Raw genomic sequence first — 24065 nt, 5'->3', positions numbered from 1 at the left:
GTGTTGGTCGCGCTTCCAGAATTCCGGGAACGCCCCGGATGAACAACCTACTGAGAGATCACAGTTAGCCGGACTTACCAATGCCAACCGATCTGAATTTGCTCAAGGTTTTCGTCGTGGTGGCCACGTCCGAGAACTTCCGGGTGGCAGCCGACCGCCTGGGGGTCAGCCGCTCCGCGGTCAGCCAGGCCATGCGCCGGCTGGAAGACGAAGTGGGCAGTTCCCTGGTGCAGCGCACCACCCGCAGCGTACGCCTGACCGAGGCGGGCGAACGCCTGCACCGGCAGGTCGCCGGGCCCCTGTCCGGCCTGCTCGGTGCCCTGGACGAGGCGAGCCACGCCGGTCCCCCGCGCGGGCTGCTGCGGGTCGCGGCCACCTCCATCGCCGAGCGTTTTCTCGACGGGCCACTGCTGGCGGGATTCGTCGAGGCCTATCCGGAGGTGACGCTGGACATCACCGTCACCGATGAAGAGTTCGATATCGTCGCGCGGGGCTTCGATGCGGGCGTGCGGCTGGGCGAGGTGATCGAGCAGGACATGATCGCCATCCCGGTGACCGGGGCGCAGCGCGAGGTCGCCGTGGCGACCCCGGCCTACTTCGCCCGGCATGGCCGTCCGACCCATCCACGGGAGCTGGCCGACCACCGCTGCATCGGCTGGCGCCCTGGCGCTGGGAATTCAGCGAGGGAGGCCGCGCCTTCGATGTGGCGGTATCGCCGCGGATCACCACCAACGACATGCTGCTGATGATTCGCACGGCGCTGGCCGGCGGCGGCATCACCTTCGGCATGGAGGACACCTTCCGGCCCTATCTGGCACGCGGCGAGCTGGAGGCGGTGCTGGAAGACTATCTGCCGCCCTTTCCGGGCTTCTATCTCTACTACCCGAGCCGGCACAACCTGGCGCCCAAGCTGAGGGCGCTGGTGGAGCATATGCGGAGGTTTCGGGAAGCGAACGAGGGGTAGCATGAGGTTTGGGCTGCCCTCACCCCGGCCCTCTCCCGGAGGGAGAGGGGGCGCACGCCTGACCCCGCGTAGCGTGGAGAACGGCGCAGCCTTTTCCACCTGGTGCGAGGGCCAACCTGCTGGGCTTCGGCGATGGAGCCGCCTCAACCCAACCTACGCACCCTGTAGGTTGGGTTGAGCGCAGCGAAGCCCAACATCAGCAACCAGGCCGTAGCGTGGAAAACAGTGCAGCCTTTTCCACCTAGAGCGAGGGCAAACATTGTTGGGCTTCGGCCATGGAGCCGCCTCAACCCAACCTACGTGTCCTGTAGGTTGGGTTGAGCGCAGCGAAGCCCAACGGGCAGGGCCCCTCAGCTCTCCAGAATCCACCGGTCGATGGCTACCGCCACACCGTCTTCCTGGTTGCTGGCGGTGACCTGGTCGGCGGCTGCGTGGACCGCCGCACCGGCCTGACCCATGGCGATGGCCAGGCCCGCCTGGCGGAACATGGGCACGTCGTTGCTGCCGTCGCCGATGGCCGCCGTGCGCGCGACGGGGACGCCCGCCGCCTGGGCCAGTTCGAGCAGGGCATCGCCCTTGTTGGCCTTGGGGTGGGTGATGTCCAGGTAATAGGGCTGGGAGCGCAGCACCGTGGCGCCCTCCCCCAGCAGCTCGCCCAGCTCACCTTCCAGGGTTTCGAGGCCGGCGTGATCGCTACCGGCGGCGACGATCTTGTCGACCCGGTCCAGGTAGGGCGCGAAGGAGTCCACCACCGTCGGCCCATAGCCCAGCGCCCGGGTCTCGCGCGGCACGTAGGGTCCCTGGGGATCACGGGTCAGCCAGAGGTCGTCGGCGAACAGCCAGACCTCGAAGGCCTCGCGTTCCAGGCGCTCCAGCACCTGGCGCGTCACGGGCTCGGCCAGGCGATGGGCGCGGATCAGTTTCCCGTCCGCCTCCACCAGGTTACCGCCATTGAAGCCGGCCACGGGTTGCTGGATGCCCAGCCGCTGCACCAGCGGCAGCAGCGCCCGGGGCGGACGGCTGCTGACCAGGGTGATGGCCTTGCCGGCCGCCTGTAGCCGCTGGACGGCGGCGATCACCGTCTCGCTCAGGCTCTTGTCGTCGCGGACCAGGGTGCCGTCGATATCCGACACCAGCAGGTCGATGGGGATCAGGTCAGCGGATGCCATGAGTGGCCGTCCTTCTTCAGCAGTTCATCGGCACCGGCGGGACCAGCGCTACCGGCGGTATAGCTTTCCACTTCGCCGCCCTGTTTCCAGGCATCGAGGAAGGGCTGCACCGCGCGCCAGCCGTTCTCGATGTTGTCGGCGCGCTGGAACAGGGTCTGGTCGCCGATCAGGGAGTCGTAGATCAGGGTTTCGTAGCCGGTGGAGGGCTGCATCTCGAAGTAATCGCTGTAGGCAAAGCCCATGCGGATATTCTCCAGCTCCACCAGCGGGCCCGGACGCTTGGCGTGGAAGTCGAACCACATGCCTTCGTCGGGCTGGATCTGGATGATCAGGTAGTTGGGGCGCATCCGGTCGATCTTGGTATCGCGGAACTGGGCATAGGGCGCATGCTTGAAGCAGATGGCGATCTCGGTATCACGCGCGGTCAGGCGCTTGCCGGTGCGCAGGTAGAAAGGCACGCCGGCCCAGCGCCAGTTGTCGACGAACAGCTTGAGCGCCACGTAGGTCTCGGTCTGGCTCTCGGGATCGACGCGCTCTTCCTCTCGATAGCCCTTCACCGGCTTGCCGTTCATCGTCCCGGCGGCGTACTGGCCGCGGACCGAGTTGGCCAGCGCCTCTTCGGTGGTCTGGGGGCGGATGGCGCCGACCACCTTGGCCTTTTCGTCGCGCACCGAGGTGGCGTTGAAGGACGCCGGCGGCTCCATGGCGACCATGGCCAGCAGCTGGAACAGGTGGTTGGGCACCATGTCCCGCAGCGTACCGGTCTTCTCGTAGAAATCGCCCCGTGACTCCACGCCCACGGTCTCGGCGGCGGTGATCTGCACGTGATCGATGTAGTGGTTGTTCCAGAAGGATTCGAACAGGGCGTTGGAGAAGCGGCTGACCAGGATGTTCTGCACCGTCTCCTTGCCCAGGTAGTGATCGATCCGATAGATCTGCTTTTCGTCCATGTTGGCCAGCAGGCGCTGGTTGAGCGCCTGGGCACTGGCCAGGTCGGCGCCGAAGGGTTTTTCCACCACCAGCCGGCGATAGGCGTCGTCCTTTTCCTCCAGCAGTCCGGCCTGGCCCAGGCGCTCGGCCACGTCGCCGAAGAAGCGCGCGGCGGTGGCCAGGTAGAAGACGGCGTTGGCGGTCTCGGACTGGGCGATGCGCTCGCTTACCGCCTGGTAGGTCGCATCGTCGAGGAAGTCGCCCTGCAGGTAGTGGATACGGCTGCGCAACCGACTCCAGAGCTCGGCATCCAGGGCTTCGTCGCGGGACTTGCCCTTGGCTTCCGCCTGGTCGCGGATGAAGGCCTCCAGGCGATCGGCGAAGCCTTCATCGGTGTTGGGGTTATGATCGACACCGATGATCCGGGTACGCTCGTCGAGCAGTCCATCGCGCAGCAGGTTGTACAGCGAGGGAATGAGCAAGCGCTTGACCAGGTCGCCGTTGGCACCGAACAGAAAGAGCGTGGCCGGCGGCGCGGCAGGGGCTTTGGTGCAGGAACGCCGCTCCTGGGCAGCGGTGTCGGGGGTGACGGCAGGAGAATCGGTCATGACAGGGCCTTATCCACGAGGGCGGCTGGTGCCGTCCCCCGGGACGCGGCCCGTGGCCGCTCCACAGGGGAACGGCCGGGGTTTTATTGCGGGATTTCGACGTGGCCGCCGAAGCCGAAGCGCATCGCCGACAACAGCTTGTCAGCGTAGGTGGCCTGCTGGCGGGAACGGAAACGGGCATAGAGGGCCGCGGACAGCACGTTGACCGGCACCGCTTCCTCGATGGCCGCCTCGATGGTCCAGCGCCCTTCGCCGCTGTCGGCGACCGAGCCGGAGAACTTGTCCAGCGCGACGTCGCCGGCCAGGGCCTGGGCGGTCAGGTCCAGCAGCCAGGAGGAGACCACGCTGCCGCGGCGCCAGACCTCGGCGATGTCGGCGAGGTCCAGGTCGAAGCGCTCGTCTTCCGGCAGTTTGTCGCTGTTCTTCATCTTGAGGATGTCGAAGCCCTCGGCGTAGGCCTGCATCAGGCCGTACTCGATGCCGTTGTGCACCATCTTGACGAAGTGACCTGAGCCAGCCGGACCGGTGAAGATGTAGCCGCGCTCGGCACGCTCGTCCGGGGCATTGCGGCCACGGGTACGCTCGATGCTGCCGTAGCCGGGCGACAGGGCCTCGAAGATGGGCTCCAGGCGCTCGACGGCTTCGGACTTGCCGCCGATCATCATGCAGTAGCCACGTTCCAGGCCCCAGACGCCACCGGAGGTGCCGACATCGACGTAGTCGATGCCCTTCTCGGCGAGGGTCTTGGCGCGCCGGATGTCGTCCTTGTAGTAGCTGTTGCCGCCATCGATGATGACGTCGCCGGGAGCCAGGCGGTCGGCCAGCTCGGCGATGGTCTGCTCGGTCGGCTCGCCGGCGGGCAGCATGACCCAGATGGCACGGGGCTGCGCCAGGGCCGCGATGACGCCGTCGAGACCGTCGGCGGCGATGGCGCCTTCCTTGCCGAGGCCGGCCACGGTTTCGGCACTGCGGTCGTAGACCACGACTTCATGCCCATGCTTCATCAAACGCCGTGCGATGTTGCCGCCCATGCGGCCCAGTCCGATGATTCCCAATTGCATGCTGATGACTCCTTGAGGTCAGGCGACCGCCGCCTCGACCAGTTCGACGATTTGTTGCAGGCCAGCGTCTATGTCGCCGCCCTTGATATGCACACGCAGGTAGCGCCGTCCCCGTTCGGCCAGTACCTCGAGGTCGCCCTTGGCCTGGGCGGCCTCGACGACACCGAAGCTCAGGCTACGGCCGGGAATCTCCAGGTCGTTCTGGGCGTCGGCGGTAATCTGGATGAACACCCCCGAATTGGGACCGCCCTTGTAGGCCTGCCCGGTGGAGTGCAAGAAACGAGGGCCGAAGCCGCCGACGGTCGCTACACGCTTGCTGTCGCGAATGCTATCACGCATGGTGCTCAAGGCCTCCTCGTGCAGCTCATTCCGCTCGAGATAGGCGAGCACGGCGAGGTAGTCGCCCGGCTGCAGGCGCGCCAGGTGCGCCTTGAGCGCGGCGCGGACGCTGTCCTGGCCGCGCAGGTCGGCATCGGCGAACACGGCCAGGTCTCCCTCCTCCAGCAAGGGCTGGTCACCGGCCAGCTGGCCTTCGCGCTCGTAGCCGTCGGTGAGGGCGCGGGTCTTGACCTTGCTGGCCTCGACGTCGGGCTGATCGAAGGGGTTGATGCCGATGACCGCACCGGCCACCTCGGTGGCCACCTCCCAGCGGAAGAATTCCTGGCCGATCAGCGCCGGGCGAGCGAGGCGGATATCGATCACCGGATGACCTGCCGCGGCCAGTGCCTGCAGGCGGCCGTCACGCTCGGCATCCTCTTCACCGGCCAGCACCAGGCTGACGAAAACCCGGTCCGCGCCGTAGACACCCGGCTCACCGAGGGGCTCCAAGTCCACCGGGATGATGCCCTTGCCTTGCTTGCCGGTACTTTCCGCCAACAGTTGTTCCAGCCAGGCCCCGAGGCTGGCCACCCCGTGAGAGGAGATCAGGGTGACCTTGTCGCGACTGGCACGCAGCGCCTCGCCCAGTACCACGCCCAGGCGGATGCCCGGGTTGATCGCCGGCGGCGCGCTGGGGCTGCAGGCCAGTACCATGGGCTGAGTGACCTGGAAGAAATCGGCCACGGCATGCCCGAGCAGGGCCAGGGGGACCATGCCAAACACCGAAAGGACCGAGTAGCGCCCGCCGATATGGGGATCGCCGTGGAAGATGGCGCGATAGCCCTCGGCCGAAGCGCTGGCCTCGAGCTTGGAGCCCGGGTCGGTGATGGCGATGAAACGATGCCGTGCCTCGGCTTCGCCCAGCACTCGCTCCGCGGCCTGTTGGAAGTAGGCGCGGAGGATTTCCGGCTCCAGGGTCGAGCCGGACTTGCTGGACACCAGGAACAGCGTCCGGCGCAGATCGAGCTGCGCTTCCAGCGCACTGATCTGCGCCGGGTCGGTGGAATCCAGAACCTTGAGGGTGAGACCGCCACGGGCGGTACCCAGGGTGTTGGCCAGTACCTCGGGGCCCAGGCTGGAACCGCCCATGCCCAGCAGTACCACGGTATCCAGGCCTTCGCCGCGCACCGCTTCGGCCAGGGCCATGAGTGCCGCGGGATCGGCCTGGCGGCCTTGGGCCGCGGCCAGCCAGCCGACCCACTGATCCTCGTCACGACCGGTCCAGAGCGAGGCATCGCCCTGCCAGAGGCGTCGGGACCAGCCTGCGCGCCGGGCTTCGTCGAGACGCGCCTCCACGGCTTCATTCAACGCACCGGGCAAGCGATAGTCCACCGCATTCAGCCGCTCGCCGAGGAAGTCGAGGCGCTTCTGCCCCACCGCGCCCAGCAGGGCATCGGCGGCGTCCTCGAACTGACGAGCACCGTCCTTGACCAGTTGCTTGGCCACGCCGTCCAGGTCCAGCCCCGCGTCGGCGGTGGCGTCCAGCACGCGCTGCGCTGCTTCAATGTCGGTGATCAACATCGGCGCCACGGTGCCATGATCGCGGAAGGCGTCCATGGTCTTGGGCGGCATGGTGTTGACGGTATCCGGGCCGATCAGTTGGTCCACGTAGAGGGTATCGGGATAGGCCGGATCCTTGGAGCCGGTGGAGGCCCACAGCAGCCGCTGCGGCCGCGCGCCCTTGGCTTCCAGTACCTTCCAGCGCGGTGACTGGATCAGCCGCAGGTAGTCCTGGTAGGCCAGCTTGGCGTTGGCGATGGCGATCTTGCCGCGCAGCCCCACCAGCTTGCCATCACTGCCCTGGCGCTCGTCGATGCGCTGGTCCAGCACGGCATCCACCCGGCTGATGAAGAAACTGGCCACGCTGGCCAGCCGAGAGATGTCCTGGCCCTGGTGCAGCCGCGCCTCCAGACCGGCGATATAGGCCTCGGCCACTGCCATGTAGGCGTTGCGATCGAACAGCAGGGTCACGTTGACGTTGATCCCCTCCTCGATCAGCGTGCGGATCGCCGCCGCCCCTTCCGGCGTGCCAGGCACCTTGACCATCAGGTTGGGCCGGTTCACCGCCTGCCAGAGCCGCCGTCCCTCTTCCAGGGTGGCGCGGGTATCCAGCGCCAGATAGGGCGAGACTTCCAGGCTCACATAGCCGTCGCGTCCTTCGAGCCGGTCATAGACCGGCCGCAGGAGGTCGGCGGCCTGCTGGATGTCTTCGATGGCCAGGTGCTCGTAGACGTCCACCGGCTCGGCATCGGCCTTTTCCAGGAAGGCCTCGAGGCTGGCATCGTAGTCGCTGCCGTGCCCCATGGCCTTTTCGAAGATCGACGGATTGGAAGTGACGCCGGTCAGGCCGTCACGCTCGATCAGCGTCTGCAGCTCGCCCTTGGCGAGAAACTCGCGGCTGACGAAATCGAGCCAGACCGCCTGGCCCTGTTCCGTCAACTGTTTGAGTGGATTGCTCATGAGGCGCTCCCCTGACGTTGCGCCTGTTCCTTGGCCAGCTTGACCACGTTCTCCACGGTGTAGCCGTATTTGGCCTGCAGCTTGCCGATCGGCGCGGAGGCACCGAAGGTGCTCATGGTCACCGAGGCGCCCTTGCGACCGATGTAGCGCTCCCAGCCCAGCGGGCCCGCCTGTTCGATGGCGACGCGGCCCAGCACCTCATCAGGCAGCACGGACTGCTTGTAGGCCTCGTCCTGCTCTTCGAACAGCTCCCAGCAGGGCATGGACACGACCCGCGCCTTCACCCCTTCGCCCTGGAGTTGCTCATAGGCCTGCATCGCCAGGCCCAGCTCACTGCCGGTGGCCATGAGGATCACCTGGGGCTGGCCGCCTTCGGCGTCGGCCACCACGTAGGCGCCCTGGGCGACGCCCTCGGCACTGGCGTACTTCGAGCGATCCAGGGTCGGCAGGGGCTGGCGCGACAGCACCATGCAGGAGGGTCGGTTGGTCTGCTGCAGGGCGATCTTCCAGGCCTGCACCGCCTCGTTGGCATCGCCGGGACGCAGGGTCAGTAGGCCGGGCGTCGCCCGCAGCTGCGCCAGGTGCTCGATGGGCTGGTGGGTGGGGCCATCTTCACCGACACCAATGGAGTCGTGGGTGAATACGAAGACCACCGGCAACTCCATGATCGACGCCAGGCGGATCGGCGGCTTCATGTAGTCGCTGAACACCAGGAAGGTCGCCGTGAAGCTGCGCAGGTAGCAGAGCGCCATGCCGTTGGCGATGGAGCCCATGGCGTGCTCGCGGATCCCGAAATGCATGTTGCGACCGGACGGCTCGCGCGCCGAAAAGCTGCCAGCGCCGGCGAACTTGAGATTGGTCTTGGTGGAGGGCGCGAGGTCGGCGGCGCCCCCGATCAGCCAGGGAATCTGCTCGGCGAAGGCATTGAGCGCCTTGCCACCCGATTCGCGGGAGGCCACGCCCTTGGCGTCGGTATCGAAATGGGGCAGCTTGGCGTCCCAACCGTCCGGCATCTCGCCGGCCCGCATGCGCTGCAATTCGTCGGCGCGGGTGGGGTCGTCCTGGCGCAGGCGGTCGAAGGCCCGATTCCAGTCTTCGTAGAGGCCGCTGGCGCGTTCCAGCAAGGCATCGCGCAGGTGATGGCGCGCTTCCTCGGGCACCAGGAAGTCGGCATCCTCGGGCCAGCCGTAGGCCTTCTTCGTCAGCTTGATCTCGTCCGCGCCCAGGGGCTCGCCGTGGGCCGCCGCAGTGTTCTGCTTGTTGGGCGCGCCATAGCCGATGAGACTGTCGACCACGATCAGGGTCGGCTTGCCGGTGTTGCCCTTGAAGCGATGCAGCGCCGCCGCGAGCGCCTCGGCGTCGTTGGCGTCCTTGATGTGCAGGGTGTGCCAGCCGTAGCCACGGAAGCGCTCGGCCACGTCTTCGCTGAAGGCCAGCTCGGTGTGGCCCTCGATGCTGATGGTGTTGTTGTCGTAGATCCAGCAGAGGTTGTCGAGCCCCAGGTGACCCGCCACCGAGGCCGCCTCGCCGGTGACCCCTTCCATCATGTCGCCGTCGCCGCAGAGCACATAGACGTCATAGTCGAAGAGGGTCGCGCCCGGCTGGTTGAAGCGCGCCGCCAGCCACTTCTGCGCCAGCGCCATGCCGACGCTGTTGCCACAGCCCTGCCCCAGCGGACCGGTGGTGGTCTCCACGCCGGTGGTCATGCGGTACTCCGGATGCCCCGGGGTCTTGGAATCCATCTGGCGAAATTGCTTGATGTCGTCGAGGCTGACCGCTTCCTTGCCGGTGGCGGTGCCATGCTCGTCGATCTCCTTGACCCCGGCCAGGTGCAGCAGGGAATAGAGCAGCATGGAGGCATGGCCGACGGAGAGGACGAAACGGTCGCGGTTGGGCCAGTCCGGGTGCTCGGGGTGGTAGCGGAGGAAGCGGCTCCACAGCGTGTGCCCGACCGGAGCCAGGGCCATCGGCGTACCGGGGTGCCCGGAATTGGCCTTCTGTACCGCGTCCATGGACAGGGTACGGATGGTATTGATGGTCAGCTGGTCGGCGTTGGAGCTGGAAGGTGCGGTGGAACCCATGGCAAGCGTCCTCGTGCTGGCAGGGCACTACCCACGACGAAAACGGTGAGCACCGTCCGTGAAACCGTTTTCAGCCCAGGCAGTGCCTAAGAGAAGAAAGCAAAGCGGCCGGACCAGGTCCGGGACGGCGGGGGCGAGCGTCCTCTGCGACCCCACGCCGCAGTCGCGATCTTTCTCTAGAACAGCACGCCAGACGGTTGGTTCCGCAGAAGTAGATAGCCGGCTATCTACTTTTGCACTCAGCAACCGGCAGCCAGGGACAGCTCTACCTCCAGCCCGGCGTCGCGCATCTGGGCCAGCTTGTATCTGAGGGTCCGGGCGCTGATGCCCAGGCGCTCGGCCGTCTCCTTGCGCCGACCACGCTCGGCCTTGAGGGTGTCGAGGATGACCTGGAACTCCCGATCACGCAGGTCGGCATCCAGCGGCCGTGCCGCATCGCTGCCGCTCGGCTCCGCCACAGGTGCAGCGGCGGTGGCCTGGGGAATGCCAGTCGCCAGCCAGTGCAGACCGAAATCCTCGGCCTGGACCTGCATTCCCGGTTGCAGGATTAGCGCGCGCTGCACGGCGTTGTCCAGTTCGCGCACATTACCCGGCCAGCCGTGCCCGGTCAGCGCCTGGCGCGCGGCCGCGGTGAGCACCGGTACCGCCCGCTGCATCCGCGCGGCCTGCACCGCCAGCAAGCGCTCGGCGAGGGGCACGATGTCGGCCGGCCGCTCACGCAGGGGCAACCACGCCAGGGGGAACACCGACAGTCGATAGAAGAGATCTTCCCGGAAGCGGCCGGCGGCCACCTCCTCCGCCAACTTGCGATTGCTGGTGGCCACCACCCGGATGTCCAGCGCCAGTGGCTTGCGCGCCCCGACCCGTTCCACCTCGCGTTCCTGCAACACCCGCAGCAGCTTGGCCTGCAGCCCCAGGGGCAATTCGGAAATCTCGTCGAGCAACAGGGTGCCGCCTTGAGCCAGCTCGAACTTGCCGGGCTGGGCGGCGATGGCGCCGGTAAAGGCGCCCTTCTCGTGACCGAACAGAATGGCCTCGAGCAGATGATCGGGAATGGCCGCGCAATTGACCGCCACGAAGGGTCCTTCCGCGCGGGTCGACTGGTCATGGATGAAACGCGCCAGCACCTCCTTGCCGGTACCCGATTCGCCGGTGATCAGCACCGTGGCGTCGCTCTGGGCGACCCGGCGGGCCAGGTCGAGCAAGTGGCGACTCTGGGGGTCGACCGCCACCGGCTGGCGATCCCCAGGCGTCCGGCGCCCTTGCGGGCAACAGCGGGCCAGCGTCTCCAGCAACAGCCGCGGTTCGAAGGGTTTGACCAAATAGTCGATTGCCCCGCCACGCATGGCCTCGACCGCGCGCTCGATGCTGCCGAAGGCGGTCATCAGCAACACCGGCAGCGCGGGATCGCGCAGGCGGATACTGGCCAACAACTGGTGGCCATCGATGCCCGGCATGTTGACGTCGCTCACCACCAGGCCAAAGGGTTCCTCCGCCAAGGCCAGCAGTGCCGCCTCGCCGCTGGCGACCGCGCGATAACGATAGCCGCCGAGTTCCAGGGTATCGGCCAGGGCTTCGCGCAGGGCCCGGTCGTCTTCCACCAGCAGGATGGGCAGGCTCATGCCGAGGTCTCCAGGGTCGCCAGCAACGGCAGGATGAAGGTCACCAGGGTCCCGCGGCCCAGCCGCGATCGCACCGTCAGTTGGCCGCCATGGGCCTTGGCCATCGCCAGGGCGACCGGCAGCCCGAGACCGGTGCCGGTGGTCTTGGTACTGAGGAAGGGTTCGCCCAGGCGCTGCTGCACTGCCAGCGGGATGCCCGGCCCGCGGTCGCTGATGGCCAGGCGCAACTCGGCTCCACGGCCGTAGAGGTGCACCTTGAGCCGGCCGGACAGGCCGGCACCCGCCATCGCCTGCAGGGCGTTGTGGATCAGGTTCAACGCGGCCCCGACCAGCATGTCGCGATTGCAGACCAGCAGGCCGCTGCCGGCGTCGAGCTGCCAACGCACCTGGCAACTGCCCAGGTGGGGCGCAGCCGCCTCTCGCAGGGCCGTGAACAGCGCCGCCGGTGATAGACGATCCGCCAGCGGCAATTCGCCCCGGGCGAACACCAGCATGTCGCGTACCTGGTTTTCCAGTTCGTACAGCCGCTCCTTCAGGCGGCCAGCGAAACGCTGCTGCTGGGCCTCGGCCAGGCCGCCCTCCTCCAGGTGACTGGCATAGAGCAAGGCGGCGGTGAGCGGCGTACGGATTTGATGGGCCAGCGAGGCCATGGTCCGCCCCAGCGCGGACAGCCGCTCGTGGCGCGCCAGCTCGCCCTGCAGGTGGCGGGTTTGGGTCAGGTCGTTGAGCAGTACCAGCTGTCCCGGCTCGCCGTCGAGCGAGCGGGTGGCGATGGAGACCCGGCGCCCATCGCGCAGGGATACCTCGTGGCCATCGTCATGGCGGGGAGCGAAGGCCCGGGCGATCACGCTGCGCCAGGACTCGCCCGCCAGCGGTTCACCGAGCAGGGCGGCGGCGACCGGATTGGCGTCGCGCACGCGACCGCCGCCGTCCACCACCACGATACCGGCCGGCATCACGTCCAGGAGATTCTGCAGCCGGCTGGCCAGGCGCTCCTTTTCGGCCAGCTCCTGCAGACGCTGGGCCGACACCCATTCCAGCTCCCCTTGCAGGGAATTCATCCGCGCTTCGAGCAACTGGAAGGATTCGCTCAGCTGGCGCGACATCTGCCCCAGGGCCTCGCGGGCCTGCGCCGAAGCGGAGGCCTCCACGACGGCGTCGGCGGGAACAGCGGCGGAAGAAAGGGCTTGCGCAGGCATCGGCGTCGGCTCGCGTCGGACAATTGACATTGTCCGGGCTGGAGCAAGACCCATGCCGCCCTGGCGCCAAAGTGCCGTAGTGTGGAAAACGGCGCAGCCTTTTCCACGTGCCACGCTACAAAGAAGAAGGTGGATGAGACTGCGCCGCCATCCACCCTACCTCTTGATCAGGGGAGCCCTGGTATCGCTGCGTAGGTTGGGTTGAGACGGCGTTATCGTCGAAGCCCAACAGGGCTGGCCGAGCTGGGCACCGTTGGGCTTCGCTGCGCTCAGCCCAACCTACAAAGAGTCGGCTAGATCTCTTCGTCGAACTCGTCGTCGCGGCGGCCCATGCCGTACTTGCGCATCTTCTCCACCAGGGTGGTGCGGCGGATGCGCAGGCGCTCGGCGGCGCGGGCCACCACGCCACCGGCATCGTCCAGCGCCTGCTGGATGAAGCTCTTTTCCAGGTTGGCCAGGTAGTCCTTGAGGTCCAGCCCCTCGCTCGGCAACAGCGCCGAGGACGACACCTCGACGGTGCCGATGCCGGCCATGGCTTCGCGCTCCTGCAGCTCTTCACGCAGGGACTCCACCATGGGATCGGCTTCGTCTTCCACATAGCGGAACTTGAGCGGCAACTCGGCCACGCCAATGACGCCATAGGGATGCATGATCGCCATGCGCTCCACCAGGTTGGCCAGCTCCCGCACGTTGCCCGGCCATTCGTGCCGACACAGCGACATGATGGCCGCCGAGTTGAAACGGATGGAGCCACGCTTCTCGTGTTCCATCCGCGCGATCAATTCGTTGATCAGCAGGGGGATGTCTTCGCCCCGTTCACGCAGCGGCGCCATGTCGATGGGGAAGACGTTGAGGCGGTAGTAGAGATCCTCGCGGAAGGTGCCCGCGGCGATCATCTGCTCGAGGTTCTTGTGGGTCGCGGCGATGATGCGCACGTCCACGCTCTGGGTCTTGTTACTGCCCACCCGCTCGTAGGTCCGCTCCTGCAGCACCCGCAGCAGCTTGACCTGCATGGGCAGCGGCATGTCGCCGATCTCGTCGAGGAACAGGGTACCGGTGTTGGCCAGTTCGAAGCGTCCGGCTCGGCTGGTGATGGCGCCGGTGAAAGCGCCCTTCTCGTGGCCGAACAGCTCGCTCTCCAGCAGCTCGGCCGGGATGGCACCGCAATTGACCGGTACGAAGGGCGCTTCGCGCCGCTTGGAGTGGAAGTGCAGGTTACGCGCCACCACTTCCTTGCCGGTCCCGGACTCGCCGAGGATGAGCACGGTGGCCTCGGTATCGGCCACCTGCTGCATCATCTTGCGTACGCCCTGGATGGCCCTGCTGGTGCCGACCAGGCTGCGGAACAGCTCGGGTTCGCGCTGGCGACCCCGATCTCGAGCCTGGTCGTACATCTCGCGATAGACCTGGGCCCGATGCAGGGAATCCAGCAGCTTGTTATAGGCCAGCGGGTATTCGAGGGAGACCAGCACGCGACGACGTACGTCGTCCGGCCACTCCGGCTGGGCCATTTCGCCCAGCAACAACAGGGGCACCATCTCGTCCCAGGCCACGACCTGCTTGAGCAACTCGACGGTGCTGCCACGGCTATCGACGCGCCCGACCAGCACGCAGCTCACTTGCCGACTGCTGTCGAGGGTTTCGAGGGAGGCTTGCCAGGTGGAACTGTTACAGGCGAGATGATCCTCGCCGAGAAAATCGAGAATGATGGAGACGGCCTTGCACCGCTCGGCTTCATCGTCGATCAGAAGGATCTTGGTTTCACGCCACATGTCCCTGCCCCATCCGGCTAGTCGGTTCGCTACGCGCAGGTGTCGCCTGCATCCAAGTGCCAACTGGTCGGCATCTTGCGCAAGTTAAGACAAATTGCGACGCGGGGTCAATTTTATGGCGGTGGATTGTCGAAACTTTGAACGACCGTCTGGCGGACGACGATCAACCGAACAGTTGGTAGACCTTGGCGGCCTTGTCGGCACGTTGCGCCTGGGTCAGCTCGACCGCGATGGCAGAGCGCTCGGCCGTGGTGGCGGCGATCAGGGTCTTGTAGGTCTTGAGCAGATTCTGCAAGGCGAACGTCAGTTCGGTCTCACCACCCGGCGCTTCCTGCATGGCGGCATCGACAGCCAGGCGGCAATCCAGATCGAGACGGCCGATGGCCTCCCAGTCCTGCTCGACGAGGGCCTGCTCCAGCTGACCGCGCAGCTGATTGATACGAACAACGATGGTAGCCATGGCTCTCGTCCTCCAGGTCAGGCAGCCGTTATGCCATCCCAGCCTTCTTTGATATTACGCAGCAGCTGAGCGACCTCGTCGAGAATGCCCGTATCGTTGGTCCGGTTGGCCTCGGCCAAACGGGTAGCCATATAACCGTACAGGGCATCGAGTCGATAGGCCAGTTCGCCCGCTTCGAAGTTCAGGGCGTCGCGCAGTCCGGCGATGATACCCAGTGCCTTGCCGATCAGCTGGCCTTTCAACAGGTATTTCTGATTCTGCATCGCACCCTTGGCCTGGGCGATGCGACTCAAGCCACCCTCCAGCAACATCTGGATCAGGCGATGCGGCGACGCTTCGAAGACCCCGGATTGAACACCAATATTCTGATATTGGCGCAGCGCTGCAGATTGTGCGTACATGATTTTCGCTACCTTGAATTCAACAGGTGATGCTGTGTTGGATATCCAAGCTATCGGCGCGCGCCCTGCAATCTTTAGCCGTAATCAACAGCCAGGATCAACTCGACGACGAGTTCTTGTTCAGTACGTTCAAGGTGGTCAGCACACTGCTGCTGGTGCTGTTCAACTTGGCTACCAGGCTATCCATGGCGTTGTATTTGGCGGTGAGAATATCGGTGAGCTTGGCCTGGCGCGCGGTGAGCGTCGTCTGCTGGGTCTTCAGATCGGTCAGGCTGGTCTGGATCGTCGACTTTTCCTGGGCTATCAGACCCGTACCACTCTGGGTATAGGTATTGACCAGCTTGTTCATGTTGTTCAGCAGGCCGGACTTGGCGGAGAAGAAGTTCTGCACATCGCCGGCATTGGTCGCGAGGGCCGTGGACAAGGCCGAGGTATTCAGCGTCAGGGTTCCCGAGTTGGTCATGGAAATACCAAGCTGGGTCAGGTTCTTCAGGTTGCCGCTGCCGGTGGACGTACCGAACACCGCGCTCTGCAGGCTTCTCGTCAGGGTGCGGGTCATGGCATCACTGGTCAAGGCGCCGGAGGAGGTACTGGACGATCCATCCTCGCCAGTCGTGGTACTGACCTTGGTCAGGGTGCCAATGGTGGTGACCAGGGTATTGTAGGCGTCGACGAAGGTCTGGATGTTGGTCTGCAGTCCGGTGGTATTGGCACCCACGGTGACGTTGGTCTGCCCGGTCGCGGCTAGCGAGAAGGTCACGCCGGTGACCGCGGTATCCAGGGTGTTGCTGGAGCTGGTCATGCTCAAGCCGTCGAGGGTGTACTGGGCGTCAGCCCCTTGCACCAGATAACCCCCGCCGGACGTGGAATAGGCTTTGGTGCCATCGATAGCCAGCGACGACAGGGAGCTGCTGCCGGTGGAGGAAACACTGATCGTCGAGTTGGCACCCGTGGTGGTGGAGCTCAACACCAGACGCGAGCCCGTGGAGTCGGTGACGACGTTGGCCGAGATGCCCGAGGTGGAGCTCTGCTTGTTGATGCTGTCGCGGATGTTGGACAGGCTGGCGCCATCGCTGACGCTGATGTTGTAGCTCTTGCCATTCTGGCTCAGCGTCAAGCTACCGGAGCCGAAGGTGGTGCCAGACGAAATGTACTGCGACCCGACCTTCGATGCCGTCGCCAATTGCTTGACGTCCAAGGCATAGGTCCCTGCCACCGCGTTAGAATCCACCGTCGCCGTCGCCGTCGCTGCCGTACTGGAGGTGGCGGTCAGCCCCGCGAAGGAGGTGGTGGTGTTCAGATTGGCCACGGCCAACTGGAAGTCGTTCAACGCCGAGGTCAGGGTGCCTACCGCCGTCAGGCGATTTTGCGCCGCATTCTGCAGGGTGGTGATCTGCTGCTGCTTGCCAGCGGTTTGCGCGTTGACCAGCACCTCGACGATCGAACCGATGTTGATCCCGGAACCGAGACCGGTGGACGACTTGATCGCCCCGGAGGTGGCGGAGGCGCTGGACGCCGAAGTGCTCGTCGTCGAGGTAGTCGAACTGCTCGTGGCAGTCGAACTGGTCGAACCAGTCGAAGAGGTTGACGAGATAGTGGTCATGATCTGTCCTCAAAACATTGACGGTCCAGCAGCTTTGCATCACTGAAGCAAAAGACGCACCAACTAGGCTTTTTCGCTGAGCAGGTGACGGGATTCCTTGAAGTCCGCAGCCAGCTTGACCACGACCTCCGACGGGATCTGCCTGATCAGCTCGCCATTGGCGCTGTTCACCACCTTGACCACAGTGACGCCGGAATCCTGATCCACCGAAAACTCGAGGTTGCGGTGCAAGTCCTGGGCGCTGGAACTCAAATCCTTGACGGCCTTGTCGAGTTCTTCCCGACTGGGCGATACCGGCGCGGCCTTGGCCTGGTCGGTCGACGCCGCTCCGGTATTGCTGGCGTTGGTCGTAGCGGAAGGGACGCCAGCGACAGTGCCTGATGGCGTCCCTGCCACTGGAGTCGTCATGCCACTTCCCGGGACGACCGAGTTCAAGTTGATGCTCATTTTTCCACCCTCCCAAAAAACCTAACAACGCGGAAAGGGCGCCGCAGCGCCCTCCCCTTTCCCTGATCAGAATTACTGGAGCAGTTTCAGTACGGAGGCGGGCTGCTGGTTGGCCTGGGCCAGTACCGAGGTCGCTGCCGACTGCAGGGTCTGCTGCTTGGTCATTTCGGCGGTTTCCGCCGCGAAGTCCGCATCCTGGATGGTACTGCGGGCTGCGGTGGCGTTTTCCGAGATGTTCTGCAGGTTGGAGATGGTGGAGTCCAGACGGTTCTGCACGGCACCGAGCGTGGAACGTTGGGTATCGATCTGCTTCAGGGCACCGTCGATGACCTGCATGGCGCTCTGGGCGTTGGCGGCCGTGGTGATGTCCAGCGACTGGACACTGCCGGTGGTGGTAACCGAAGCGTAGGAACCGCTGGATACGCCGGTAGCGCCACCGGTACCCGCGCCGATGTCGATGGTCTTGGCGGAGCTGAGGTTGATGGTCGAACTACCCGAGCTGGCCGCGGTGGCCGAGACACCACTGATGTTGTTGTTGATGGAGCTGACGATGTCGTTGAAGCTGGCGCCGGAGGCGTAGGTCACGGTCTGGCCGGCGATGCTCAGGGTACCGCTGGAGCTGGTGGTACCGCCCGAAGCCGAGACGCCCAGGCTGCTCAGGTCCAGGCCGCCGGTGGCTACCGACGAGGAGCCCGACAGGCTGCTGGCGCTCATGTTGCTCAGGGTGAAGCTGACGGTCTGGTTGGCGTTGGCGCCGACCTGGAAGGTCAGGGTGCCGTTGGTGCCGGCGGTACCGTCCAGCAGGTTGATGCCGCTGCTGCCGCCACCGTAGGTGGTGGTGCTGGAGATACGGGTCAGTTCCGAGGTCAGGGACTCGAATTCCTGGTTCAGCGAGGTACGGTCTTCGGTGCTGTTGCTGCCACTGGAGGACTGGACGGCGAGGACACGCATACGCTGCAGGATGTTGGTGGATTCCTGCAGGGCGCCTTCGGCGGTCTGGGCGATGGCGTTGGCATCGTTGGCGTTGGACACGGCTTGATCCAGACCCTTGACCTGGCTGGTCAGGCGGTTGGAGATCTGCAGGCCGGCGGCATCGTCCTTGGCGCTGTTGATCTTCAGGCCGGTGGACAGGCGGGTCATGGCGGTGGTCAGGTTGCCCGAAGCGTTGTTCAGGTTCTTCTGAACAGTCAAGGAAGCGATGTTGGTATTGACGGTCATCATGATGGAGAACCTCGTGGATTAGGATACTGCTTAAGCTCCCGGCCAAGGGGACCGCCCGATGTGACCTGGAGAACCTTCGATATGGTTATCGTCTTGCCTGGAGACTTCTTTAGGTTTTTTTGGAAAAACCTTGACTCTGGACGAGACAGCGAAGGCATGTGTCTTCACTCCCTCTTGTTATCGGACAGGGGACGAGAAACTTGATGGCTCCGCAAACGCGAACGGCCAGATTTCTCTGGCCGTTCGGTGCGGTAACGGTAGCTGGCTCAGTCAGGTAGCCATACCGACCCCCATCGCTCCAAGCGCGCGCCGCTCAACATCCAGTCTTGCAGCACGGCCTCGCGCAGCACCTCACCGGCTCGGTGAGTCGCGTCCCGGTCGGCCAAGTGCATACGAATGGCATCCACCCAATCGCGATAGCGGTTTTTCACCCGTGTCACCGGCAAGTTACCTCGATAGCAGACCAGGTCCGAGCAGACCACGGCGAAGCCACAGGCTCCATATTCGAGTAGCCGCAGGTTGCTCTTGCAGTCGTTGAACAGGTTTTCTTCCAGCGGTGCCAGCGCCAGATCCAGATCCAGGCTCGCCAGCTTAGCCGCGTAGCGGTTAATGGGGACGCCAGCGTGGAACTCCTTGATATAGGGCCGGAGCTCGTCGGGACACATGCCGAAGAAGACCCAGTCCACCTCGCCCGCGAGATCCTTCACCACGTCCCTGATCAGCTCCAGGTCACCATCGTGACTGACACCGCCGCCCCAACCCACGCGCGGCTTGCGGGTATCGCGGCGCTGTCCCTTGACGCCTTGCCACCAATCCAGCGGCAGCAGGTTTTCGGCGATGCGGATTTCCGGGTGCAGGTCCTTGAACGCCTCGGCCAGCGGAGCCGTCGAGACGACGAAGCGGTCGCACAGGGCGACGCCGCGCCGAAGCTGCTTGGCGACATCCTTGGGCATGTGGGCCCGGTGGCGATTCTTGATCGGCAGATCGACGATATAGTCGTCGAGCTCATAGATCCTGAATGCTTGGGAGTAGCGCTTGGCCTCACGAATCGACTCGATCTGCAGACCCATGATCTGACGCTGGAAAACGATGGTGGTCGGTGCCAGCCGCTCCTTTTCCACGGCTGTCAGGAGGCGTTCGCTCACTCCACCTTCCAGCAATCCGCCGCGCTGCATGGCTTCGAACGGCTTGCGTATCCGATAGTGTCCGCAGCCATAGGGATCGGCAGGATGGCACAGCGCATAGGGTAGTTGGCGTACTGAGAAAGGATGCCACCCGGTCTCGCTGCGGTGATCCAGGGCAAAGCCGCTGCCGTCCAGGCTCAGGTTGGGGTTGTAGGCCGGATCGCGGGCGATCCGCGGCAGCCAACGCTGATACATGATCGCCTGCTCGCCGTGGAAACGCTTGATCTTGGCTTCCATGGCCGTGGTATCGACCAGGTTCTGGCTCACGTTCGCTTCGTGCATTACTACGGCGTAGGGCGTCCAGACGTTGAGGTAGCCGGCCGCGGTCAGCTTCAGGCAGAAATCTACGTCGTTGAACGAGACCTTCAGGTCTTGTTCGTCCATCCCCCCTACCTCGAGATAGGTCGCCTTGCGCACCATCAGGCAGGCGGCCGTCACCACGCTGTAATTCTGGTCGACCTGCAGGCGGTGCATGTAGCCAGGGGCCTGGCCGGGCTCGCCGATGAAGGGATGGTCAGCCACACCACGCAGGCCCAGCACCACGCCACCGTGCTGGATGCGTCCATCGGGGTAATAGAGTTTGGCGCCTACGGCGCCCACCTCGGGTCGCTGCGCGTGATTCAGCAAGGCGCTCAGCCAGCCCCCATCGAAAATCGCGGTATCGTTGTTCAGCAGAACGACATATTCGCCTGATGCTTGGGTGATCGCGAAGTTATTGATTGCTGAGTAGTTGAACGGATGGGGATAGCGCAGGATGCGGACCTTCGAGCTAGCCATTTCTTCCATGCCAGCCAACCATTGGCGGGCATCCGCCTCCTGGCTATCGTTATCTACCACGAGGATTTCGTAATTCTGATATTGAGTACGTTCAAGCAGCGACTCCACACAACGCCGTAGCATGGGGAGTTGGTTCTTCGTCGGAATGACTATGGAAACGAGCGGTGAGGTTTCCCGCAAATAGGCTATCCGGTTGATCAACGGCATGGCACCCGCCATGAATTGGTAAGACACGCCTAGCCGATCCAGATGGGCGCCCACTACCTGACGGGATAGTTCTGGGATCCGATCGTTTGACAACCAACGGCCCAGGTGGAGACGAGCGTGCAGCAAAACCTCGGCGATATGCCCGACGCTGTCCAGACCACGTTGCTCGACCAGGCGGAACATGACGTCCACTCCTGCCAGTGCGCCGTGTGCCTCGGTAAATCCCCCTATCCCGATCAACGACTGACGCTGCATGAAGAACACGGGCCCGACGTAGGGGTAGCTACGCAGAAGGTCGAGATTGAATCCCGGCTTGAATACGGGTTCACGATAGAGATCGCCGCTGATCTCGTCCTCATCGGTGTAATAGCAGAGCGCCTGATGATGACTGTCGATCCGATCGCCCACGGCTAACAAGGCGTGGCGATCAAGATGATCACCACTACGTACCACAAAGAACCAGTCCACCTCGATTTGCGGCAACAGGCTATTGAGTTGCCCCGCCCATCCCGCACCGAGGGATTGCCAGAGCAAGTTGTCTGCCGCAGCTATACCAACAGGTTCAGCGTCCGATAGCACCAGGATCGCCGCGCAGTCATAGAGCTGCGCGGCAAGACTATCCAGCGTCTGCTGAACATAGGCCGGGTCGCCGACCTCGTCGACTATCACCGCCAGCAAGCTCGGCTGGAACGCCCAGCTCTGAATGCGCGCTGAAACACGTTCGTACTCGACGTCTGCAAGCACGCGTGTCTTCAACCAATTGCGATAGTCCTGGCCTTGACGGTCACCCCCGCTCGCACAGGCCAGGGGATAAAAAAAGCGCTCCAAGGCATGCGCCAGGGTGCCCTCTGTCTGGCCGGCCTCCGCCTCGAAATCTGTCGCCACCAGGCCTAGATCAAGCACGGGTTGTAAGACATCAAAGTGAGCAAAGAACATGGTGCCGGCGAAGAACTCGCCATTGAGGACCTGGGCGTCGGCCAATCCCGCCCGTTGGGCAAGCCGCTGGAGATTAGGTAGATTGTTACCCTTGAGGAACTGTGAAACCGGCAGAAGGCCGTTTTCCGGCCCTACCATCAGCACGCCCTGGCCATTCTCCAGCTGGGTGACAGTCTTCTCGAAGCGGGCCGGCGCCAGCAAATCGTCAAACAGGGCGTCCGCCCATTCGGAACCCAATTCCAGGTGCAACGACTTTTTGGTGTGCAGCTTTAGCACGATCGGCAGCCCATCCTTGCGTACCAATTGCAGGATGCGCAGGAAAGGCAAGACGTCGCGACCACGATTCTCGGTGCGTAGCAGGCTGTGCCGATAACCGCTCTGGGCCAACAGCAGCTGCACTGCCTCAGCCGCCTCTGGCGGACAGGTCACATAGAGATGCAAGGGCTGCTGGAGTCGGACAAGCCGGTCGAGAATGCCCGCCAATACGTCCGGATAGAACGCGTGGATCACTACCGCGACAGGGTCACGCTCGCCGTCCTTGATGGGTCTATTGAGTACCAGTACATCGTCCAGGTCGATGGATAAGCGCCCAGTCGTCGCATCGGCTGGCAAGCCGCTACCCTTTTCGATGTCCTGCGGTGCTTGCCCCTGCAATCCTGCGATAGCCTGCTGCCATTCCAGCCATCGTTGACGTTCCTCGGCAGAACCCAGAAGGGTCATGCATTGCACCAGGGTCGCATGGAAAGGCAAGGCGGCTACGGCTTTACGGATATCGCCCTGATGCTGTTCCACGGTGGCTTGAGCGAATTCGTCGCGCTGCAGGACATCTAGCAAAGGGGTCAACAATGCGTGCATTTCAGCGCGCTGCTGGAGTTGCAGCTTGCCTGCAGGCAGACCCTGCACCATGAAATCCAGGCGTGCCAGAAACGCGAAGAATTCAGGTCGGTAAAAAGGCATCTCCAGCACTTGGCGGGGCTCAAACAGCCACTGCGGCTCGTCTACGGGCGCTACCCATTGGGATCGAAACAGCCGTTCGGCGGTGAGCGAACGCTCCTGCTGCAGGCAATCAGCAAGTCGCTGGAAGGCGCCCAGCAGGACGTCGCGCGCCTGAGCTGGCGACGTATCACCACCTTCAAGTGCCACCAGCAATTGGCCGAAGAGGTCGGCGAACTGCAGCCTGCGTTGAAGGCCCGCCGGGGTACTGTCCTGCAGTGCCAGCCGGACATCGGTGTTGTGGTCCGAAACCGGGTAGTTGAGTTCGCGAATCACATAAGGCTGCGGCAGGATCCTTACTTTGCCTCGCGCCAGCAGGTAGAACGCGTGGCCGATCTCCTGGTACTCGAGTGTGGTGTCTTGCGGAACCAACCGGTACCAGTCTTGAACGACCTGAGTGCGGACCACCGAATAGAACGGTGGAATGTACTCACCGAAGCCTGTGTGCAATCGCTGTGCAATCCGCGACGCAGAGTGGTCTTCGCAAACCTTCTTATCGCGTCGCAGATAGACGGTGCAAGCCGCTTCGGCAAGATACATCAGGCAATAGCCGTGGCACGTTGAATAGTCAGGATGAGCGGTCAGAAACTCCACGCTCGCCTGCAGTGCATCACCCAGGATGAAGTCATCGTCCGGCACGAAAGCCATGAGCGGCGTCTGGATATGCGGAACGCCGGCCTTTAGCTTGTCCAGGAAGGTGAACGTATCACCTGGAAAATGCCGGTATTCAGCCTGGGAGCAACTCTCTACCAAGGCTTGCTGAGGAACGGCGGAAGAGTCCAGTACTAACAAGCGACAGGGAAATCGCGCGTAGTACCGCAAAGCACGTTCCAGAAAGGCGGGACGGTTGTGGGTCAGCAAGACCAGTGTCAGGAGATCGTTCATGGTGGACACTCTGGCAAATAGGGGAAAAACGCGTGAAACCTGACGCACAATCAGAAGCGAAAGAAATCACCAAGGATGTCGTGCTTCGGCTCACGACAGAGGAGGTCGCCAGCCTCGGCCTGGAAGACGCAGCTGTGCCCGGGTAAATCCCGGTTGATCACGCTCACCCCCTGACCTATATAACTACGCGGCCCAACGTTGCAACGACCGATCACAGCGCTGTTGGGATAGAGCACGACACCTTCTCCCAGCTCAGGATAGATGCCGTGGTTTCGGCCTACGGTGGTGTTTTGATAGAGCACGAGGAAGTTTCCATAGCGAGCCTTGGAAAGCACGACCCCGACCGAATGACCAATGAAGAATACGGGTGGCAGCTCGATCTCATAGAAGAGATCGATACCGTTGAGTGCCTTGTTGAGCAGGAACAGCTTGGTACAGACGCGCGCATCCGGGTCGACTTGCCAAAGGCTGTTGGCGAGGAAGTACAGAAACGTCGCGTATTGGCTGGAGTGCAGGTAATCAAAGCGATCCGGTTGCCAGGCTTTGACGTGAGCTATGCAATGCTGCAGCCGCTGCAGGGCCTTATCCAGGGCAATGTCCAGGCTCGGTCCCGGCGCCTGGCCGTCAGGAAAGAAGAGCTCCAGCTGGCGCGTCACGTAATCACGTAGCCCTACTCGATCCATACCTTGCAGCTGCATAGCTTTCCT

The 24065-nt window shown here is 63.9% G+C and carries 16 protein-coding genes and 1 pseudogene; 2 read left to right on the top strand and 15 right to left on the bottom strand.

Features of this window, described 5'->3' with window-relative positions:
• Nucleotides 1–80: 80 nt before the first annotated feature.
• Nucleotides 81–964, top strand: a pseudogene (locus tag FSV73_RS16590) (LysR family transcriptional regulator).
• A 350-nt stretch (nucleotides 965–1314) separates the two neighbouring features.
• Here FSV73_RS16590 and FSV73_RS16585 read toward each other — a convergent pair.
• The 11 genes from FSV73_RS16585 to fliD all read right to left on the bottom strand — a co-directional run bounded on the left by FSV73_RS16585 (nucleotide 1315) and on the right by fliD (nucleotide 16555).
• Nucleotides 1315–2133 (bottom strand): Cof-type HAD-IIB family hydrolase, encoded by an 819-nt coding sequence (locus tag FSV73_RS16585; protein ID WP_145008937.1) that lies wholly within the window; start codon nucleotides 2131–2133, stop codon nucleotides 1315–1317.
• The gene (gene zwf / locus FSV73_RS16580; RefSeq protein ID WP_145008936.1) at nucleotides 2115–3671 is read right to left on the bottom strand and encodes a glucose-6-phosphate dehydrogenase; all 1557 of its coding nucleotides are present in this window, start codon (nucleotides 3669–3671) and stop codon (nucleotides 2115–2117) included. The genes FSV73_RS16585 and zwf overlap by 19 nt, the downstream gene beginning before the upstream one ends.
• Nucleotides 3672–3754: 83 nt before the next feature.
• Nucleotides 3755–4732 (bottom strand): phosphogluconate dehydrogenase (NAD(+)-dependent, decarboxylating), encoded by a 978-nt coding sequence (gene gnd / locus FSV73_RS16575; protein ID WP_145008935.1) that lies wholly within the window; start codon nucleotides 4730–4732, stop codon nucleotides 3755–3757.
• An 18-nt stretch (nucleotides 4733–4750) separates the two neighbouring features.
• Nucleotides 4751–7570, bottom strand: coding sequence for a bifunctional transaldolase/phosoglucose isomerase (locus FSV73_RS16570; protein ID WP_145008934.1), 2820 nt, complete (start codon nucleotides 7568–7570; stop codon nucleotides 4751–4753).
• Nucleotides 7567–9651 carry a transketolase gene (gene tkt / locus FSV73_RS16565; RefSeq protein ID WP_145008933.1) on the bottom strand — a complete coding sequence of 695 codons (2085 nt, stop codon included), beginning with the start codon at nucleotides 9649–9651 and terminating at the stop codon, nucleotides 7567–7569. The genes FSV73_RS16570 and tkt overlap by 4 nt, the downstream gene beginning before the upstream one ends.
• A gap of 239 nt (nucleotides 9652–9890) precedes the next feature.
• Nucleotides 9891–11273 carry a sigma-54-dependent transcriptional regulator gene (locus FSV73_RS16560; protein WP_145008932.1) on the bottom strand — a complete coding sequence of 461 codons (1383 nt, stop codon included), beginning with the start codon at nucleotides 11271–11273 and terminating at the stop codon, nucleotides 9891–9893.
• Entirely contained in the window at nucleotides 11270–12472 is a 1203-nt protein-coding gene (locus FSV73_RS16555) for a sensor histidine kinase (protein ID WP_437179291.1), read from the bottom strand. The genes FSV73_RS16560 and FSV73_RS16555 overlap by 4 nt, the downstream gene beginning before the upstream one ends.
• A gap of 293 nt (nucleotides 12473–12765) precedes the next feature.
• The gene (locus FSV73_RS16550; RefSeq protein WP_145008931.1) at nucleotides 12766–14244 is read right to left on the bottom strand and encodes a sigma-54 dependent transcriptional regulator; all 1479 of its coding nucleotides are present in this window, start codon (nucleotides 14242–14244) and stop codon (nucleotides 12766–12768) included.
• A 163-nt stretch (nucleotides 14245–14407) separates the two neighbouring features.
• Entirely contained in the window at nucleotides 14408–14704 is a 297-nt protein-coding gene (locus FSV73_RS16545; RefSeq protein ID WP_145008930.1) for a flagellar protein FliT, read from the bottom strand.
• Between the two features lie 17 nt (nucleotides 14705–14721).
• Nucleotides 14722–15105: a flagellar export chaperone FliS gene (gene fliS / locus FSV73_RS16540; protein ID WP_145008929.1), complete on the bottom strand. Its 384-nt coding sequence runs from the start codon at nucleotides 15103–15105 to the stop codon at nucleotides 14722–14724.
• Between the two features lie 97 nt (nucleotides 15106–15202).
• A complete protein-coding gene (gene fliD / locus FSV73_RS16535) occupies nucleotides 15203–16555 on the bottom strand; it encodes a flagellar filament capping protein FliD (protein ID WP_260856099.1) in 1353 nt (450 codons plus the stop codon).
• Nucleotides 16556–16577: 22 nt separating this feature from the next.
• Here fliD and FSV73_RS25585 point away from each other — a divergent pair, with 22 nt between their 5' ends.
• Complete coding sequence (locus FSV73_RS25585) at nucleotides 16578–16754, top strand: hypothetical protein (RefSeq protein WP_186309252.1); 177 nt, start codon at nucleotides 16578–16580, stop codon at nucleotides 16752–16754.
• 17 nt (nucleotides 16755–16771) lie between these two features.
• Here the strand turns inward: FSV73_RS25585 and FSV73_RS16530 are convergent, their stop codons facing one another.
• The 4 genes from FSV73_RS16530 to FSV73_RS16515 form a co-directional block, all read right to left on the bottom strand.
• The gene (locus FSV73_RS16530) at nucleotides 16772–17155 is read right to left on the bottom strand and encodes a flagellar protein FlaG (RefSeq protein ID WP_145008927.1); all 384 of its coding nucleotides are present in this window, start codon (nucleotides 17153–17155) and stop codon (nucleotides 16772–16774) included.
• Nucleotides 17156–17227: 72 nt separating this feature from the next.
• Nucleotides 17228–18379, bottom strand: coding sequence for a flagellin (locus tag FSV73_RS16525; protein ID WP_145008926.1), 1152 nt, complete (start codon nucleotides 18377–18379; stop codon nucleotides 17228–17230).
• 263 nt (nucleotides 18380–18642) lie between these two features.
• Nucleotides 18643–23358 carry a TIGR00180 family glycosyltransferase gene (locus tag FSV73_RS16520; protein WP_145008925.1) on the bottom strand — a complete coding sequence of 1572 codons (4716 nt, stop codon included), beginning with the start codon at nucleotides 23356–23358 and terminating at the stop codon, nucleotides 18643–18645.
• Nucleotides 23359–23408: 50 nt separating this feature from the next.
• Complete coding sequence (locus FSV73_RS16515; protein ID WP_145008924.1) at nucleotides 23409–24056, bottom strand: hypothetical protein; 648 nt, start codon at nucleotides 24054–24056, stop codon at nucleotides 23409–23411.
• Nucleotides 24057–24065: the final 9 nt, after the last annotated feature.

Origin of the sequence: Pseudomonas oryzihabitans (genome assembly GCF_007665395.1) — a bacterium.
Classification (GTDB): Bacteria; Pseudomonadota; Gammaproteobacteria; order Pseudomonadales; family Pseudomonadaceae; genus Chryseomonas; species Chryseomonas psychrotolerans_C.
Note: the sequence above shows the minus strand (reverse complement) of the source record. Positions and strands in the feature narration are given on the sequence as shown.

Bases quoted from the DNA above. Each gene is read 5' to 3' on its own strand.
- FSV73_RS16530 (WP_145008927.1), bottom strand. From the start codon at position 17,155: ATGAGCATCAACTTGAACTCGGTCGTCCCGGGAAGTGGCATGACGACT.
- FSV73_RS16515 (WP_145008924.1), bottom strand. From the start codon at position 24,056: ATGCAGCTGCAAGGTATGGATCGAGTAGGGCTACGTGATTACGTGACG.
- FSV73_RS16570 (WP_145008934.1), bottom strand. From the start codon at position 7,570: ATGAGCAATCCACTCAAACAGTTGACGGAACAGGGCCAGGCGGTCTGG.
- FSV73_RS16550 (WP_145008931.1), bottom strand. From the start codon at position 14,244: ATGTGGCGTGAAACCAAGATCCTTCTGATCGACGATGAAGCCGAGCGG.
- FSV73_RS16555 (WP_437179291.1), bottom strand. From the start codon at position 12,472: ATGCCTGCGCAAGCCCTTTCTTCCGCCGCTGTTCCCGCCGACGCCGTC.
- FSV73_RS16560 (WP_145008932.1), bottom strand. From the start codon at position 11,273: ATGAGCCTGCCCATCCTGCTGGTGGAAGACGACCGGGCCCTGCGCGAA.
- tkt (WP_145008933.1), bottom strand. From the start codon at position 9,651: ATGGGTTCCACCGCACCTTCCAGCTCCAACGCCGACCAGCTGACCATC.
- FSV73_RS16545 (WP_145008930.1), bottom strand. From the start codon at position 14,704: ATGGCTACCATCGTTGTTCGTATCAATCAGCTGCGCGGTCAGCTGGAG.
- FSV73_RS16585 (WP_145008937.1), bottom strand. From the start codon at position 2,133: ATGGCATCCGCTGACCTGATCCCCATCGACCTGCTGGTGTCGGATATC.
- fliS (WP_145008929.1), bottom strand. From the start codon at position 15,105: ATGTACGCACAATCTGCAGCGCTGCGCCAATATCAGAATATTGGTGTT.
- FSV73_RS16520 (WP_145008925.1), bottom strand. From the start codon at position 23,358: ATGAACGATCTCCTGACACTGGTCTTGCTGACCCACAACCGTCCCGCC.
- zwf (WP_145008936.1), bottom strand. From the start codon at position 3,671: ATGACCGATTCTCCTGCCGTCACCCCCGACACCGCTGCCCAGGAGCGG.
- gnd (WP_145008935.1), bottom strand. From the start codon at position 4,732: ATGCAATTGGGAATCATCGGACTGGGCCGCATGGGCGGCAACATCGCA.